This is a genomic window from Bartonella sp. CL25QHWL (genome assembly GCF_042195335.1).
Taxonomy (GTDB): domain Bacteria; phylum Pseudomonadota; class Alphaproteobacteria; order Rhizobiales; family Rhizobiaceae; genus Bartonella.
This window is the reverse complement of sequence record NZ_JBHIOE010000007.1, coordinates 19,234-34,715: the sequence shown is the minus strand read 5'-3', so window position 1 is coordinate 34,715 and position 15,482 is coordinate 19,234. Positions and strand designations below refer to the sequence as shown.

Annotated in this window: 16 protein-coding genes; 9 read left to right on the top strand and 7 right to left on the bottom strand. The window is 37.0% G+C overall.

Features of this window, described 5'->3' with window-relative positions; genetic code table 11:
* Window position 1: 1 nt before the first annotated feature.
* Window positions 2–796, top strand: coding sequence for a DNA repair protein RadC (radC, locus tag ACFILY_RS05280; protein ID WP_273791035.1), 795 nt, complete (start codon window positions 2–4; stop codon window positions 794–796).
* Between the two features lie 43 nt (window positions 797–839).
* On the opposite strand, the gene ACFILY_RS05275 is transcribed toward radC, so the two are convergent.
* From ACFILY_RS05275 to ACFILY_RS05260, 4 genes are all read right to left on the bottom strand, one after another.
* Entirely contained in the window at window positions 840–1,052 is a 213-nt protein-coding gene (locus ACFILY_RS05275; protein ID WP_375637619.1) for a DUF3126 family protein, read from the bottom strand.
* Window positions 1,053–1,668: 616 nt separating this feature from the next.
* The gene (locus ACFILY_RS05270; protein WP_375637618.1) at window positions 1,669–2,442 is read right to left on the bottom strand and encodes an alpha/beta fold hydrolase; all 774 of its coding nucleotides are present in this window, start codon (window positions 2,440–2,442) and stop codon (window positions 1,669–1,671) included.
* Complete coding sequence (locus ACFILY_RS05265; protein WP_375637617.1) at window positions 2,439–2,951, bottom strand: DUF192 domain-containing protein; 513 nt, start codon at window positions 2,949–2,951, stop codon at window positions 2,439–2,441. The genes ACFILY_RS05270 and ACFILY_RS05265 overlap by 4 nt, the downstream gene beginning before the upstream one ends.
* Before the next feature lie 251 nt (window positions 2,952–3,202).
* A complete protein-coding gene (locus tag ACFILY_RS05260) occupies window positions 3,203–3,778 on the bottom strand; it encodes a cold-shock protein (RefSeq protein ID WP_273791031.1) in 576 nt (191 codons plus the stop codon).
* Between the two features lie 324 nt (window positions 3,779–4,102).
* Between ACFILY_RS05260 and ACFILY_RS05255 the strand changes: the two genes are divergently transcribed.
* The 5 genes from ACFILY_RS05255 (at window position 4,103) to ACFILY_RS05235 (ending at window position 8,961) form a co-directional block, all read left to right on the top strand.
* A complete protein-coding gene (locus tag ACFILY_RS05255) occupies window positions 4,103–5,236 on the top strand; it encodes an ABC transporter substrate-binding protein (RefSeq protein WP_273791030.1) in 1,134 nt (377 codons plus the stop codon).
* Window positions 5,237–5,350: 114 nt separating this feature from the next.
* Window positions 5,351–6,427: a branched-chain amino acid ABC transporter permease gene (locus tag ACFILY_RS05250; protein WP_273791029.1), complete on the top strand. Its 1,077-nt coding sequence runs from the start codon at window positions 5,351–5,353 to the stop codon at window positions 6,425–6,427.
* Complete coding sequence (locus ACFILY_RS05245; RefSeq protein ID WP_375631122.1) at window positions 6,427–7,485, top strand: branched-chain amino acid ABC transporter permease; 1,059 nt, start codon at window positions 6,427–6,429, stop codon at window positions 7,483–7,485. The genes ACFILY_RS05250 and ACFILY_RS05245 overlap by 1 nt, the downstream gene beginning before the upstream one ends.
* Complete coding sequence (locus tag ACFILY_RS05240) at window positions 7,482–8,264, top strand: ABC transporter ATP-binding protein (protein ID WP_273791027.1); 783 nt, start codon at window positions 7,482–7,484, stop codon at window positions 8,262–8,264. The genes ACFILY_RS05245 and ACFILY_RS05240 overlap by 4 nt, the downstream gene beginning before the upstream one ends.
* Complete coding sequence (locus ACFILY_RS05235) at window positions 8,251–8,961, top strand: ABC transporter ATP-binding protein (RefSeq protein WP_273791026.1); 711 nt, start codon at window positions 8,251–8,253, stop codon at window positions 8,959–8,961. Before ACFILY_RS05240 ends, ACFILY_RS05235 begins: the two co-directional genes overlap by 14 nt.
* A 95-nt stretch (window positions 8,962–9,056) precedes the next feature.
* Here ACFILY_RS05235 and gatA read toward each other — a convergent pair whose 3' ends face one another.
* Window positions 9,057–10,541: an Asp-tRNA(Asn)/Glu-tRNA(Gln) amidotransferase subunit GatA gene (gatA, locus tag ACFILY_RS05230; protein ID WP_375631121.1), complete on the bottom strand. Its 1,485-nt coding sequence runs from the start codon at window positions 10,539–10,541 to the stop codon at window positions 9,057–9,059.
* A 31-nt stretch (window positions 10,542–10,572) separates the two neighbouring features.
* A complete protein-coding gene (gatC, locus tag ACFILY_RS05225) occupies window positions 10,573–10,860 on the bottom strand; it encodes an Asp-tRNA(Asn)/Glu-tRNA(Gln) amidotransferase subunit GatC (protein WP_273791024.1) in 288 nt (95 codons plus the stop codon).
* Window positions 10,861–11,007: 147 nt separating this feature from the next.
* On the opposite strand from gatC, the gene ruvX reads away from it, so the two are divergent.
* A complete protein-coding gene (ruvX, locus tag ACFILY_RS05220) occupies window positions 11,008–11,487 on the top strand; it encodes a Holliday junction resolvase RuvX (protein ID WP_273791023.1) in 480 nt (159 codons plus the stop codon).
* Here the strand turns inward: ruvX and ACFILY_RS05215 are convergent.
* A complete protein-coding gene (locus tag ACFILY_RS05215) occupies window positions 11,472–13,091 on the bottom strand; it encodes an acyl-CoA dehydrogenase family protein (protein ID WP_375631120.1) in 1,620 nt (539 codons plus the stop codon). The two genes, ruvX and ACFILY_RS05215, sit on opposite strands and share 16 nt — an antisense overlap.
* A 125-nt stretch (window positions 13,092–13,216) precedes the next feature.
* Here ACFILY_RS05215 and ACFILY_RS05210 point away from each other — a divergent pair, with 125 nt between their 5' ends.
* Window positions 13,217–14,182, top strand: a complete 966-nt coding sequence (locus tag ACFILY_RS05210) for an aspartate carbamoyltransferase catalytic subunit (protein WP_375631119.1) — start codon at window positions 13,217–13,219, stop codon at window positions 14,180–14,182.
* Window positions 14,179–15,480, top strand: coding sequence for a dihydroorotase (locus tag ACFILY_RS05205; RefSeq protein WP_375637616.1), 1,302 nt, complete (start codon window positions 14,179–14,181; stop codon window positions 15,478–15,480). The genes ACFILY_RS05210 and ACFILY_RS05205 overlap by 4 nt, the downstream gene beginning before the upstream one ends.
* The last annotated feature ends 2 nt before the right edge of the window (window positions 15,481–15,482 follow it).

The window sequence follows — 15,482 nt, the reverse complement described above, 5'->3', positions numbered from 1 at the left end:
TATGGCTAAAAAATTAAATCAAAAGGAAGGTACTCAAAGTAATCACTTTGCATTAACATCGAGTTCTCCACTCACCCCAGTATCAGAAAGAAAAAGTGAAGAGCCTCAGAAAAACGCACAGCTTCATAAACATTATCAAGGACATCGTGAACGTCTTCGGAAGCGCTATTTAAAGTCAAAAGGAAATGCAATTGAAGATTATGAGTATCTTGAATTATTGCTTTTTCGCACAATACCCCGTGCAAACACAAAACCCATAGCTAAAAATTTGATAGCGCGTTTTGGTTCATTAGCTGATGTGTTGGGAGCGGACATTCACCGACTTCAAGAAATTCCAGGATGTGGTCCCGCCACTGCAATTGATTTAAAAATTATTTCAGATGTTGCTGGACGTCTTGCTCGTGCGCAATTGTTTAAACGCGATATTTTTTCATCATGGGATAAAGTTTTAGCTTATTGTAAAGCTGTTATGGCTCACGAAACACGTGAACAATTTCGTATTTTATTTCTTGATAAGAAAAACGGCTTGCTTGCTGATGAGGTGCAACAAACTGGAACCATTGATCATACCCCTGTTTATCCTCGTGAAGTTATTTCTCGCGCTTTAGAGTTATCCGCCTCAGGACTTATCTTAGTCCACAATCACCCTTCTGGCGATTCCACCCCCTCTGATGCAGATATAACAATGACATATAGATTAAAAGATGCAGCAAATGCATTAGGCATTATTATCCATGACCATCTTATTATTGCACGAAATAACCATACGAGCTTTAAAGCGTTAAAACTTATATAAATCTTATGGGATAAAAAGACTTCATTCAACTATGAATAACAAATCAATTTTCTAAATCAATATCTAATATAGCCATTGAAAAATTATAGGAGAGCTCTTCTTCATCATCATCTCGATAGATAATGCCTAAAAACTCATCTCCCATATAAACCTCACAAGAATCACTCTTTTTAGGCCGTGCTCTGACTTGCAATGCTGAGTTTTGGAATATATTTTTAAAATAATTATCAAGTTTTTTTATTTCATCAGCATTCACTATGCTCTCCTGTTTTTTGAAACGATTAAAATAATTGCGTGTCGCGCAAATAAGACACTCTTATGATTCTGTAAAGTCAGTAAAAAAGCATAATCTGAATATTTACTTAATGTTACATATATTTACAACGTTCTTTATAAATTCATAAAGAACGTTTACAAAAAGAGTCTATCATTATTAAATATACCCGTATAGATTAAAAAATGGCAAAAAAACTGTATATTTTTAATAATTTTACTTTATCTCCAATTTTAGCATCTGTATTTAGAATGCATATTCGTAAGAATAAATTGATCAATAATTTATAATTTTGTTCCTTTTATAAAAAATATAAATAACAATATTTTTTTATTTAAAACTACATTTTTTAGCAAAAAATATTTATTACATCATTCAAAAATAATTCTTTTTAATAACTTTTAAAGTATAATTATCTAATCTTAGAAGAGTTACATCTCTGAAAAATATACAAAATAAGCTAATAAGAGTTTATTTTTCTTTTCATTCTTTATAAAAACTTATGTCACAAAAGAAAGATTTTTAAATAAGCTTTTTTAATTTATACGAGATAAAAATATTGGGTATTTCTGTAAATTCTAAAAGCTATGAAGAATTCTTATTTTATAGGATAACGAGAAAGAAAATCGATAACACCTTTTTTATAAACTTTATCGCCTACAGCAAGCATATGATCTCGATCAGGAATTGATATAGCTTCACCACAAGGCAACAAGGCTGCCAATGGCTCTGCAGCACCGCCAATTTCATCTAATGAACCAACAACAACAAGTGCTGGTTGTTTGATTTTGTAAACTTCAGACGCCGTTAACTCCTGTTTTGATGTGATGATACAAGCAGCAAGAGCACGTCTATCGCTTTTCGTTTGATCTGCAAATTTACGGAACATTAAACCGCGTGCATTGGTAATGGTGGAAATATCTTCTGCTAAAAGGGCCTCAGCAACGGGCTCCCAATTTCCTGCTCCCGTCACCATACCAATACCTAAACCACCAAAAATAACACTGTGTACATATGTTGGATGCAAAAGAGCCATAAAAGCACTAATACGAGCCCCCATAGAATATCCCATAACATGAGCTTTAGATAACTCTAAATGCTGTAGTAACTTTACAGCGTCGCCAGCCATAGCTTGAGGTGTATAAAAGACAGGATCATAACTTTTAACTGAATCTCCGTGACCGCGATTATCAAGAGCAATAACACGATATCCTGCTTCAGTGAGAATACGGAACCAACCCGTTGCATACCAATTCACCCGTGCAGAAGATCCAAAACCATGGATCAACAAAATAGGCGCGCCCTGCCCTTCTTCTCGATAAGCAAATCGCAAACCATTATATTCAAAAAAACGAATATCTTCAGCGGTCATTTTTTATTGCACTTTCCACAAAGTACAGGATGAATAACACGTTGCCCTTTTTGTATCTTTTTTTCAGAAACTTCACCAGCGTTAATCTCAAGTGCAAAAGCTGCAGGAACTTCTGATGAAATGGTCTTTGTTGAAAATGGAGAAGTATTTTCAACAATCGATACAATAATTCCCTCAGAGTTTAAAAAAATCATATCTAAAGGTAAAGGGGTATTTGCCATCCACATAAAAATTTTCTGCTCATCTCCCGATTGAGAACTTTTTAGCTGCTTAAAGAGCATTGCACGATCGCGTGGAAAATCAGTTCGATACATTAAACCAGCTGCTGCTTGAGCTGGCGTAAAAGCAATCTCTACCTTATAAAAAACCGGACCTTGCTTTGTATGTATTTCTAAAGGAATCGGATGCACAGGAATCTCTATGGGCTCCTTTGCTACAACAACACGCATATCTAGCATAAAAAGCATCACCAATAAAACAACATGCCCCTTTTTAAAAGGCCTTAACATTCTTGTCTCCACCACAGAAAAATTTTAAATTTTGTTTATAAAATAAAAAGTACCAGAGTTTAAAAGTCAAAAAACAAGAGAATTGCTTCCTTGTTATTTTCTAGTTTCTTTCAACGTAATATGCACAATTTCCTTCATTTGGTTTATAGATTCACGAGAGCTATATTTTCTTTAAAAATCTACTTCTATAGCAATTTATGAAACAATAACCTTTAAAAATACAGGAAACATACTGATTTCACTCGTGAAATTTAATGCGTAGCTAAAGGAATGCCTATATCCGGATAAATCTCTGCTGTCATTAAACCTTTTTCTCCTTTACCAAAACGTACAAGAACAACTTGACCGGAACGAAGCTCTGCTAAACCAAAACGGCGCAATGTTTCCATATGAATAAAAATATCTTCTGTTCCTTGCCCACGGCTAAGAAAACCGTATCCTTTGTCACGATTAAACCATTTAACAATTGCTCGTTCTAGTCCACTTTCTGGAGTAACAACAACATGGGTACGGGCTGGAACTTCTGATGGATGAATTGCTGAAGAACAATCTATGGATTTCACCTGAACGCACTTTAATCCTCGTTCAGTTTTTTCCACAGCACAAATGACTTTAGCTCCCTCCAAAGCTGTTTGAAAACCATCCCTTCGCATTACTGTAACATGCAATAATATATCGGGGAAATGAGGTAAATCAGGTACAATAAATCCATACCCCTTACTACCATCAAACCACTTAATGACACCACTGATTTCGATAATCTCCCCACAAGCACCTATACTATCCTCAGATGGGGAACAATCCTTTAATGCATCCTTACTCGTCATAATAACGTGATCCTGTAGCTTATAAATTGTACGATATTGATTCTCTAGGTTTAAGTAAACATTGCTCTTGTATCAACACGCAAGCCCCAAGATAAGATTTCCCCACATTGTCGTATCTTCTATGTTAATGTCAGAGAATATCAACATGAATATTTATAAAACTATTTGATTGTACACTTTACATACCTTACAAGAAGTGCCCTACAAAAGAGGTCATATATAAAGTTTTTTTACATAATGATATTTTGATTAATGTGTAACTTGCATGATGAAGAAGTTCAATATAAGGTGAAAAAACGACAATTCAATTAAGGAAAATGCGCAATGCAATTGAAGAAAATCCTTACGATAATCGCAGCATTTATGGCATTTACAGCAAATGTTTATGCGAGTGAACCTATTAAGATTGGTGTTTATCTTCCATTAAGTGGTCAAAATGCATTTGGAGGTCAGCTTGAAATTAGAGGTATAGAATTAGCCCATAAAAAAGTTCCAGAAATTTTAGGACGTAAAGTAGAACTTGTTATTATTGATAATAAGTCTGATAAAGTAGAAGCGGCTAATGCTGTTATGCGTTTAACAGCAAGTGAAAAAGTGAGTGGAATCATTGGTAGCTATGGTTCTTCGCTCTCGTTAGCAGGTGGTGAAATATCTGAAAAGGCAAAGACTCCAACCATTGCAACGTCCTCAACAAGTCCCCTTGTTACACAGGGTAAAAAATATTACTTTCGTGCTTGCTTTATTGATTCCTATCAAGGAGTAGGAATCGCAACTTATGTAAGCCAAACTTTACACGCAAAAAAGGCTGCTATCCTTAAAGATATTTCAAGCGATTATGCTATTGGTCTTGCAAGTTATTTTACGCGTGCTTTCAAAAAATTAGGTGGTGAAGTTATCTCAAATTTAAATTATAATTCTGGAGATCAGGACTTTTCAGCTGTTCTCACGCAAATTATCGCCCAGAAACCTGATATCTTATTCATTCCATCTTACTTTTCTGAAGGTGCTATCATCATGAAACAAGCACGAGAATTAGGGGCTAAGTTTCAAATTATGGGTGGAGATGCTATGGATAATCCAGAAACCATTACGATTGCAGGAAAAGCTGCAGAAGGTTTCTTACATACGACACTTCCCTATAGTGAGGATATGCCAAATATGTCAGTAGCTGCGCAAGAATTCACAAAAGAATGGAAAAAAGCTTACCCTGACAAAGAACCAAATATCAATTCTGTTTTGGGATACACGAGTTATATGATGTTCATGAAGGCTATTGAAAATGCTGGTAGCACTGATCGTGAAAAAATTACTATCGCACTTAGCCAATTAAAAGATTTTCCTACCCCCTTTGGGGATATGTCAATGGATGAAAATCATAATCCTAAAATTCCTATTGGTATCATTAAAATACAGGATGGAAAACGTGTTTATTTAGAAGAAGTTAAACCTGCTTTTTAATTAAAAAGTTGTACTTATTAAAATGCAAGAATTGGTTGAGGATCTTTTTCTCAACCAAAAACTTAGAAATTTCTTATTGTCCTATGTAAATTAACAAATGTGGAAGGATGAGAGATGAGCACTGAAATGTTCATCCAGTACTTTTTTAATGCACTGGCATTGGGATCTCTTTATGGGCTTATTGCTATTGGCTACACCATGGTCTACGGTATACTGAGACTCATTAATTTTGCTCACGGTGATATCTTTATGCTGGGAGCATATTTTGTTTTCTTTTCCACAATTGGCTTTATGCCTGCTTGGGCAGCTTTTCTTCTTTTGTTCCTTGCTGCTCTTGTTTATTATTCGGTCTTTATAGGCTTTAAAAGGCGTCCTCCAATTTATTGGATTGCTACTTTTTTAATTCTTGCGCTAGGATTTGTTTATTATTTTAAAATTTCCCCACAAGATTTTACACCGATTTGGGTTTTAGCTCTTTGTTTTTCCATTTTTATTACAAGTGCTGTGGGTGTTGCTGTTGATCAATTTGCTTATAAACCTCTACGCCATGCTCCGCGTATTTCGGCACTTATCGGTGCAATCGGTGTTTCTTTTTTTATTGAAAATCTTGCTACTGTACTCTTTAGTGGTGTTCCGAAAGGTGTACAACAGCCAGATTTTCTTGTAACACCATTTTTATGGCATCTAGGATCAGGAGCAGATGGTATCATCAGAATTGCTCCCATGTCTTTGATCGTTCCCTTTGTGTCATTAATTCTTATTTTATTACTATTATGGATTATCCATAAAACAAAACCGGGTCTTGCTATGCGCGCAATCTCCCATGATATTGAAACAACACGTTTGATGGGTGTGTCTGTCAATAAAGTTATTGCGTTTACATTTGGAATAGGCTCAGCTCTTGCCGCCATAGCAGGCATTATGTGGTCTTTACGTTATCCTCAAATTCAGCCTTATATGGGTGTTCTTCCTGGTCTCAAAGCATTTATCGCTGCTGTTATCGGAGGTATTGGTTCGATACCAGGTGCAATGTTGGGAGGATTGTTATTAGGGTTTATTGAAATTATGATTATCGCATTTTTTCCCGCGCTATCTGGATATCGAGATGCCTTCGCTTTCATTTTATTGATTCTGATTTTATTGATATTGCCCACAGGATTAATGGGTAAAAGAAGTCAGGAGAAAATCTAATGGCGAAGTCAGCGACAACTGTTTTATCGTGTATAAGTATTTTCGTTTTTATAGGTTTTTTATTTTATGCTGATAGCCATTTTAATGACTATACGCTTCGTATCATAAATCTGATTGCTATTAATGCGATATTGGCAATTTCGCTTAATTTGATTTACGGTTTCACAGGTATGTTTTCTCTTGGACATGCTGGATTTATGGCTATTGGTGCTTATGTTTGCGCAATTTTACTTCTTTCCCCTGAACAAAAAGAAATGATGTGGATTCTTGATCCTATTGCTGAACCATTATACCATTTACAGTTACCTTTTTTTATCGCTGTTGTTGTAAGTGGTTTGTGTGCTGCAGTTGTAGGTTTATTGATTGCTTTACCAATATTGCGTCTTGGTGGTGATTATCTTGGAATTGCAACATTAGGTTTTGCAGAAATTATTCGCATTGTCATTACGAACGCAACATCGCTCACAAATGGCTCTTTGGGAATCAAAGGAATACCTCAAAATGCAACATTATGGTGGAACTACGGTTGGCTAGCATTTACTGTTCTCTTTATTGTCCTCTTACTGCAAAGCAATACTGGTAACGTATTACGTGCTATCCGTGATGATGAAATAGCTGCGAAAACTATGGGAATTAACGCTTTTTTCTACCGTAGTTTTTCTTTTACTGTTGGAGCGTTTTTTGCAGGTATAGGTGGCGCATTAATGGCGGCTCTTATTTCAACCATTGATCCAAAAATGTTTAATTTTCTTTTGACTTTTAATATTTTGATGATTGTTGTTGCTGGTGGTCTCGGTTCAATTACAGGGAGCATTATTGGCAGCATTATTATTACAGTAATGCTTGAATGGCTTCGTATTATTGAAAGTCCATTTGACTTAGGTTTTATACATATTCCAGAAACCCCAGGACTTCGTATGGTTGTTTTTTCTCTTTTATTGCTGGTAATTATCTTGTTTTGGAGAAAAGGGTTAATGGGACAACGAGAATTCTCATGGAATGGAATTTATAGCTTTTTGAAACGCAAAAAGCTTTCTAATACTGAGGGAAAGCTATGAACGACAACATCCTTTCACTCAATAATATTGTAATGCGTTTTGGCGGATTAGTTGCTGTAAATAATGTTAATATGGCAATTAAACGAGGAAGTATTACTGGGTTAATTGGTCCCAATGGTGCTGGAAAAACAACAGTTTTCAATATGATTTCTGGATTTTATGCTCCTACAAGCGGCATCATTCTTTTTGATGAGAAAAAAATTTCTGGAGCGTCTCCTTATATTATCTGTAGAAGCCATATTGCCAGAACATTTCAAAATATTCGTCTTTTTTCAGGGTTAACGGTTTTGCAGAATGTTATGGTAGGAGCGCATGTTCGACAAAAATATCCTTGGTTTTCTTCAGCTCTATTTTTTTCAAAAGCAATGAAAGAAAAGAAGGAAGTTTATAAAAATTCCTTGGAGCTCCTTGAACAGCTACAACTTGATCACCTTGCCAATCAATCGGCAACAGCTTTACCTTATGGTGTGCAACGACGTCTAGAAATTGCACGCGCGTTAGCCACAAAGCCCAAATTGCTTCTTCTTGATGAACCTGTTGCTGGCATGAATCCACAAGAAAGTGAAGATCTTAGAAAATTCATCGCAAAAGTGCAAAAAGACTTTGATCTTACAATTCTTCTTATTGAGCACGATATGAAAGTGGTTATGGGGCTTTGCCAACATATTTTGGTTATGGAATATGGCTGTTGCATTGCCAATGGTACACCAGATGAAATTCGTAATAACCCTAAAGTTATTGAAGCTTATCTTGGCGGAGATGTTTATGGATATTCTTAAAATAAAAAATCTTTACGTTCATTATGGCGCCATTAAAGCTGTCCAAAATCTTTCTATGTCCATAAAGCGGGGCAGTATTGTCACTTTAATTGGAGCCAATGGTGCAGGAAAAAGCAGTATTGTACGTTCTATTACAGGACTTAATCGCTCTGTTTATGGAGAAATTACCTATAATGGCAAATCTATTATTAAAAAATCACCAGAAGAGATTTTGCGATTAGGGATTGCTCTAAGTCCTGAAGGACGACGTATCATGCCCCATCTCACTGTTTTAGAGAATCTTCATCTAGGTGCTTATATTCGTCACGATAAGCAGGGAATTTCCCGTGATATTGAATGGATATTTGACCTTTTTCCGCGCCTACGTGAAAGAGCAAAACAGTTGGGAGGAACAATGTCAGGTGGTGAACAACAGATGGTTGCTGTGGGCCGTGCACTCATGAGCAATCCTGATATGGTCATATTAGATGAACCCTCGTTGGGGTTAGCGCCACTTCTCGTTCGAGAAATTTTTTCTATTATTCGAAAAATTAATGATATGGGAAAAACTGTTCTTCTTATTGAACAAAATGCATTTGCTGCACTTTCCATAGCTGACTATGCTTATATTTTAGAGGTAGGACATATTTTATTTCACGGTGAAGGAAAAACTATGCTCTCTGATTCGCGTGTTAAAGAAGCCTATCTTGGTGGATAAAGACTACGAATTAAGGAAATAGAGCTCATTCCCTCCACCTTCTAAAAAAGCATTTCTCATAAGGATGAGAAATGCTCCTTTGTGAATTTTGACTATTACATCCACCATTTTTCTGCACTGAATATTCCTGCTTCTTGTTCAATAATATGCGCTATCTGAAAAATGACTTCTTCAGAAAAAGGTTTACCAATCAATTGCAATCCTAGAGGTAAACCATTTGATGACAGACCAGCAGGAACAGAAATTCCTGGTAAACCAGCCATATTGACTGGTACCGTAAAAATATCATTAAGATACATTGCTACAGCATCAGTTTTTATTTTTTCATCAGCAATACCAAAAGCAGGTGTTGGTGTTGCTGGTGTCAAAATAGCATCAATGCCTGAAGCAAAACATTGATCAAAATCACGTTTTACGAGTGTTCTTACTTTTTGAGCTCTTAGATAACAGGCATCATAATAACCAGATGAAAGGACATAAGTCCCCACCAAAATACGCCGCTTAACTTCATTACCAAAACCAACAGAACGTGTATTTTCATACATCTCAATGATGTCTTTTCCAGGCATGCGCAAACCAAAACGCACACCATCATAACGCGCTAAATTAGAAGAGGCTTCTGCAGGAGCTATAATGTAATAAGAAGGTAGAGCATATTTTGTATGAGGCAAAGAAATATCCTTAATCTCAGCACCTGCTTCTTTTAACCAATTTATTCCTTTTTGCCAAAGCTCAATAATTTCTGGAGACATTCCATCCACATGATATTCTTTTGGAATACCTATTTTCATTCCTTTGATTGATTGACCAAGATAACTTTCATAATCAGGAACTGGTAAATTGACGGAAGTAGAATCTTTTTCATCAAAAGAGGCCATTGATCTGAGTAAGATAGCACAATCACGAACATCTCTGGCAACAGGTCCAGCTTGATCAAGAGATGAAGCAAACGCGACAACGCCCCATCGCGAACAACGTCCATAAGTTGGCTTTATTCCTACAGTTCCAGTAAAAGCTGCTGGTTGACGTATTGAGCCACCTGTATCTGTTGCTGTTGCCCCAGCACAAATTTGTGCAGCAACAGCGGCAGAAGATCCTCCCGATGAACCACCGGGTACGAGTTTTTCATTCGAGCCTTTTTTTCTCCATGGACTAATAACGGGGCCATAATATGATGTTTCGTTGGATGAGCCCATAGCAAACTCATCCATATTAAGTTTTCCTAACATCACAGCACCGTCTTGCCATAAATTAGCTGTGACAGTTGATTCATAGTGCGGTTTAAAACCATCAAGGATATGTGAACAGGCTTGAGTATGAACACCATAGGTTGCAAAAAGATCTTTAATCCCCAAGGGGATTCCTTCTAAAAGCCCTCCCTGCCCTTTCGCTAAGCGACTGTCTGATTCAGCAGCCATTTTCATTGCCTGTTCTGCTGTTATTGTTACATAAGCATTCAAAATTGGATTAGCTAATTCTATTGCTTGTAAATAAGCTTCCGTTAATTCTGTTGCTTTGAGATTCTTCTTTGTTAAAGCATCACGAGCTTGCGCAATTGTGAGGGTTGTTAAATCAGTCATATTGGTTCTCAAATTTCAAAAATATAAAAAATTACTCAACAATTTTTGAGACAAGAAAAAAATTTTCTTCTGTAACAGGAGCATTGGCTACAATATCTGCTGCTTTATCACCATCTGTAACACTATCTTCACGCATTCGTAGAGTCATTGGCATCACAGATGTTAATGGCTCAATTCCACTGACATCAACTTCATTCAATTGTTCTACAAAACCTAAAATAGCATTGAATTTTTTTGTCACAGGTTCTATCTCATCATCGTGGAGGGCAATCCTTGCTAAATGTGCTATCCGCTTGACTGTCTCTTGATCAACAGACATACTCTTTGCGCCTTTCTGCTTTTTTGTTTATTTATTGATCTTTATTCTGGCTATACAAGGCTGCACTTGTAAGTGCAAGAATATTAGATAACATGAATAAAGAATATAACTATAGATCTGAAACATTAAAAAACGTATTATCCCCTTATGACTGTTATTAATATAGATGAAGTTATAACACATCTTTTGCCTAGACAAACAATAGCAGGCTTAGATTTAGGGACAAAAACTATCGGAATTGCCATTTCTGATATGGGGCTGACTGTCTCAAATCCGCGTCCTGTACTACAGCGAAAAAAATTTACAGAAGATGCTTACACACTTATTAAAATTTTTGACCGTGAAAATGTAGGCGTTATTATCATTGGCTTACCTCTTAACATGAATGGAAGTAGTGGCTCTCGTGTTCAAGCAACCAGAGCTTTTGTGAGCAATATGAAAGCTTATACAAAAATTCCATTTGTTTTTTGGGACGAACGTTTATCAACAATTGCTGCGGAACGGTCTCTTTTAGAAATGAATGTATCGCGCGCTAAAAGAGCAAGCCGTATTGATTCGGCAGCCGCCGCTTTTATATTGCAAGGTGCTCTCAATAGAATTCAACACTTTCATCATATGGAAGGATAGAGGACATTGAGCAAATGCCCTGCATTATATCGTGCGATGAGCATCCCGTAAGAAGATCTCCATTGTCCCCCAAGGCGGCTTTCCATATAGGCATTTGCAACATGTTCTATGTCTGTAGAACGTAATGCTGCTGCTGCTGCTGCATAAGCTACCTGTTCAACAAAAAACCTTCCTGCACCTTCATTTGCTGATGCCATATCACCTGCTGACTTAATGATTTCAATTGCTCGGGGTCCCGCTGGCCCAATATCAAGAGCAATTTTTTCCAACAATTTCTGAAACAATCCCGGTGCTTTTTCAGCAATAAGAATGGCATCCTTTACCAATTGATTAGCAGAACTATTTCTCACAATTCGCGCAGGCCCATTATGCAACATTTGTGATAATGGATTATTCTCTATAAAACTTTCAATACCAAGTTGTGCAATAATTTCACCAATAATAGGCACAACCAATTGACTTACATGATAAGCAATAATAGGTGTCATAATACGGGCAAAAGCTGCTTCAGAACGGTCATTTGCTGCATTGTCAAATGCTCTCGCTAAACGCAAAACCAATGCTTGTGAGGCAGCTATATCTAATGCAATATCTGCAAAAATACGTTCTGTCAGTGGAGGTAACGGCTGATTGGGCATTTTTTTCCGGAAAAAATCTATACCAAATTGAAGAGCCGCTCGTAAAACACCTGCCGATATGACAGATTGATCGAAACGCATCATCGTCTCGATATCTTTAATAACTTTAAGCCCTTCTCCAGCATTTCCCAAAAGCCAGCCATAACTGCCTTGGAAATCGACAACCCCCTCTGGTGTTAAAAGTTCTCCAGAACGCTGAATTAAATGACGAATCGATATAGATCCATTTAATGCGCCATTTTCTTGTATGCGTGGAATAAAAAAACAACTTAAATGACCATTTAAATCTGCACTAACAAGATATCCGTCAGCGGTAGGATTAATAACATTGGTTTTTACAACATTTAAACGATATAGATCACGTTCCATACTTTCATCGAAAGAAATTTTCTTAACACTTGGAAAATTGAAAGCGTATTTTTCAATATCGTCAAATGCACAAGTTAGAGAAGCAGCCTTTTTATGATGAATAGGCTTTGATGAAGAATCATATTGGCGTGATAAAAGTACATTTTGCCATTTTTTGAAGAGCTCAATATCACTAATTAAAACAGCAATAGCTGCACTCGTTATGATAACTTCATTCAAATGTCCTGTTTCTAAACCAGCAGATAAAGCTAAACGAATCGCACGCGCTTGATAGCGTACTCCATTTTCTGAACTCGCATTTTCCCAAAGTGAGGTAACCAAACCTGCTTGTCTAGAATATTGTTGAAGAGCTTGATAGGAAGAATGGATCTCTAATTTTTCCGTTGGTTGCCCCCATTCATCATTATAGCATAATAAAGGCTTATAACGATTCGCTAAGCAAGAAAGTTTCCATGCTTCTCGACTCGCGGCAAAATCCCCTATTTCTTCAAAACTTGCTAACAAAAACTTAGGCAAAGTAGAAGCAATACGAAACATAAGCGTATCGCTAAGAAATGTATTTTTTCGACGAGTATTTTGCGCAGATACAGCACTCATAGGTATATTCCTACATTCAAATCATTCATATCATAGACTATTTGTCTTTTTAGAGTTAAGAAACATTTATCATATTCAAACAAATGCTTGTTTAACCTGTTTAGAGAGAGATAAAGAAGAATGCTATGATTCAAGATAATTTTTTTCCACTTTTCCCTCATCAACATCTTTTAGCTATTAAAGATCTGAGTGTACAAGATCTTAATACATTGCTTGATCGTGCAGAAGCAAATGTTATCCTTTCTAACAAAATTGATAAAATAAAATCTACTTTGCATGGACGGACTCAAATTAATCTCTTTTTTGAAGCCTCTACGCGAACACAATCTTCTTTTGAATTAGCGGGTAAAAGGCTAGGTGCACATGTGATGAGTCTTGCGATCGGCAACTCATCTGTAAAAAAGGGAGAAACATTACTTGATACAGCTACAACTCTCAATGCAATGAAGCCAGATATACTGGTTTTTCGCCATAACAGTGCAGGAGCGGCAGCTTTATTAGCGCAAAAAGTTGATTGTTGTGTTATTAATGCAGGTGATGGTGCTCATGAACATCCAACCCAAGCTTTATTAGATGCTCTAACCATTAAAAGGGCAAAAGGTCGTATTGAAGGATTAACTGTTGCGATTTGCGGAGATATCTTACACTCACGTGTTGCCCGTTCCAATATCTTGTGTCTTAATGCTTTGGGTGCTCGTGTTCGTGCTGTTGCTCCCTCAACACTCTTACCCGCAGAAATCGCTCATATGAGTGTTGAGGTTTTTAACACGATGAAAGAAGGTCTTAAAAATGCTGACGTTATCATGATGTTGCGCTTACAGCATGAACGGATGACAGGCTCTTTTATTCCCTCTACGCGTGAATATTTCCATTATTTTGGCTTACATAAAGAAAATTTAGCCTATGCCAAAAATGATTCTATTATTCTGCATCCTGGCCCATTAAACCGTGGTGTAGAGATTGCATCCGACATAGCAGATGGACCACAAAGTATGATTCATACACAAGTAGAAATGGGAATTGCAGTGCGTATGGCTGTCATGGAGGCTTTATTAGATTCACGCGCAAAGATCAGTGGAGAAAAAAAATGATAAAACCAATTGTTTTTCAAAATGCTCGTATTATTGATCCTTCGCGCACAATCGATGAAATTGGTACAGTTATTGTTGAAAATGGACGAATTATAGCCGCTGGAAAAGAAGCTCTGAATCAGGGATTCCCTGAAGAAGCAGAAGTTATTAACGCACAAAACAAAGCAATTCTCCCTGGACTCGTTGATGCGCGCGTTTTTGTTGGAGAATTAGGGAATGAGCATTGTGAAACAATTGCATCAGCAAGTCAAGCGGCCGCAGCAGGTGGTATTACTTCCTTTCTTATGATGCCAAACACGCATCCAGTTATTGATAATATTGCTCTGATTAAATTTATTACGCATACAGCACAGGAAATCTCATTGGTCAATATTTATCCCGTTGCTTCAATCACACAAGGTTTCAACGGACAAGAAATAACCGAATTTGGTTTGCTCAAAGATGCAGGAGCCGTTGCTTTTAGTGAAGGCAAAAAAACACTTCAAAATTCATCTGTTATGCGGCGTGCAATGACTTATGCACGCGATTTTGATGTTCCATTGATGCATGAAACGCAAGATAAAGATCTTACAGGGCAAGGTGTGATGAATGAAGGACTGCTTGCCAGTTGGCTTGGTCTTTCTGGCATCCCTCGCGAAGCAGAAGTTATTCCACTTGAAAGAGATCTGCGATTAGCAGTATTAACGCAAACACGCTATCATGCCGCTCAAATATCGACAGCACTCTCTGCTGATGCATTTCGTTTAGGTAAAAAACACAGTGAGAAAATTTCAGCGGGTGTATCTATTAATCATTTATCTTTCAATGAAAATGACATTGGTGAATATCGCACCTCTTTTCGCTTAATGCCCCCATTGCGTACAGAAGAAGACCGTATAGCAATGATTGAAGCAATAAAGGATGGGACTGTAGATGTTATTGTCTCTTCTCATGATCCTCAGAGTATCGACAAAAAACATTTACCATTTAATGACGCGGCAGTTGGCGCTATTGGTATGGAGACCTTATTGAGCGCAGCCTTACGCCTTTATCATGATGAGAGCCTATCTCTTCTACGGATAACGGAACTTTTGTCAACGGCGCCTGCAAAGCTCTTTGGACTCAATGCAGGAACACTCAAAAAAGGTGCTCATGCAGACTTTATTGTGGTTGATCTTGAAGAACCATGGGTTGTTTCGAAAGAGAAGCTCTATTCACGTTCAAAAAATACCCCTTTTGATAATGCACGTTTTCAAGGACGTGTGCTCCAGACCTTTGTGAAAGGGAAATCCGTTTTTAAACTTGATCAACAAACTTAATG

Coding starts and splice junctions, on each gene's coding strand:
- ACFILY_RS05265 (WP_375637617.1), bottom strand. CDS start 2,951: ATGTTAAGGCCTTTTAAAAAGGGGCATGTTGTTTTATTGGTGATGCTT.
- ACFILY_RS05250 (WP_273791029.1), top strand. CDS start 5,351: ATGAGCACTGAAATGTTCATCCAGTACTTTTTTAATGCACTGGCATTG.
- ACFILY_RS05255 (WP_273791030.1), top strand. CDS start 4,103: ATGCAATTGAAGAAAATCCTTACGATAATCGCAGCATTTATGGCATTT.
- ACFILY_RS05260 (WP_273791031.1), bottom strand. CDS start 3,778: ATGACGAGTAAGGATGCATTAAAGGATTGTTCCCCATCTGAGGATAGT.
- ACFILY_RS05210 (WP_375631119.1), top strand. CDS start 13,217: ATGATTCAAGATAATTTTTTTCCACTTTTCCCTCATCAACATCTTTTA.
- ACFILY_RS05270 (WP_375637618.1), bottom strand. CDS start 2,442: ATGACCGCTGAAGATATTCGTTTTTTTGAATATAATGGTTTGCGATTT.
- ACFILY_RS05245 (WP_375631122.1), top strand. CDS start 6,427: ATGGCGAAGTCAGCGACAACTGTTTTATCGTGTATAAGTATTTTCGTT.
- ACFILY_RS05240 (WP_273791027.1), top strand. CDS start 7,482: ATGAACGACAACATCCTTTCACTCAATAATATTGTAATGCGTTTTGGC.
- ACFILY_RS05205 (WP_375637616.1), top strand. CDS start 14,179: ATGATAAAACCAATTGTTTTTCAAAATGCTCGTATTATTGATCCTTCG.
- ACFILY_RS05215 (WP_375631120.1), bottom strand. CDS start 13,091: ATGAGTGCTGTATCTGCGCAAAATACTCGTCGAAAAAATACATTTCTT.
- ruvX (WP_273791023.1), top strand. CDS start 11,008: ATGACTGTTATTAATATAGATGAAGTTATAACACATCTTTTGCCTAGA.
- gatC (WP_273791024.1), bottom strand. CDS start 10,860: ATGTCTGTTGATCAAGAGACAGTCAAGCGGATAGCACATTTAGCAAGG.
- radC (WP_273791035.1), top strand. CDS start 2: ATGGCTAAAAAATTAAATCAAAAGGAAGGTACTCAAAGTAATCACTTT.
- ACFILY_RS05235 (WP_273791026.1), top strand. CDS start 8,251: ATGGATATTCTTAAAATAAAAAATCTTTACGTTCATTATGGCGCCATT.
- gatA (WP_375631121.1), bottom strand. CDS start 10,541: ATGACTGATTTAACAACCCTCACAATTGCGCAAGCTCGTGATGCTTTA.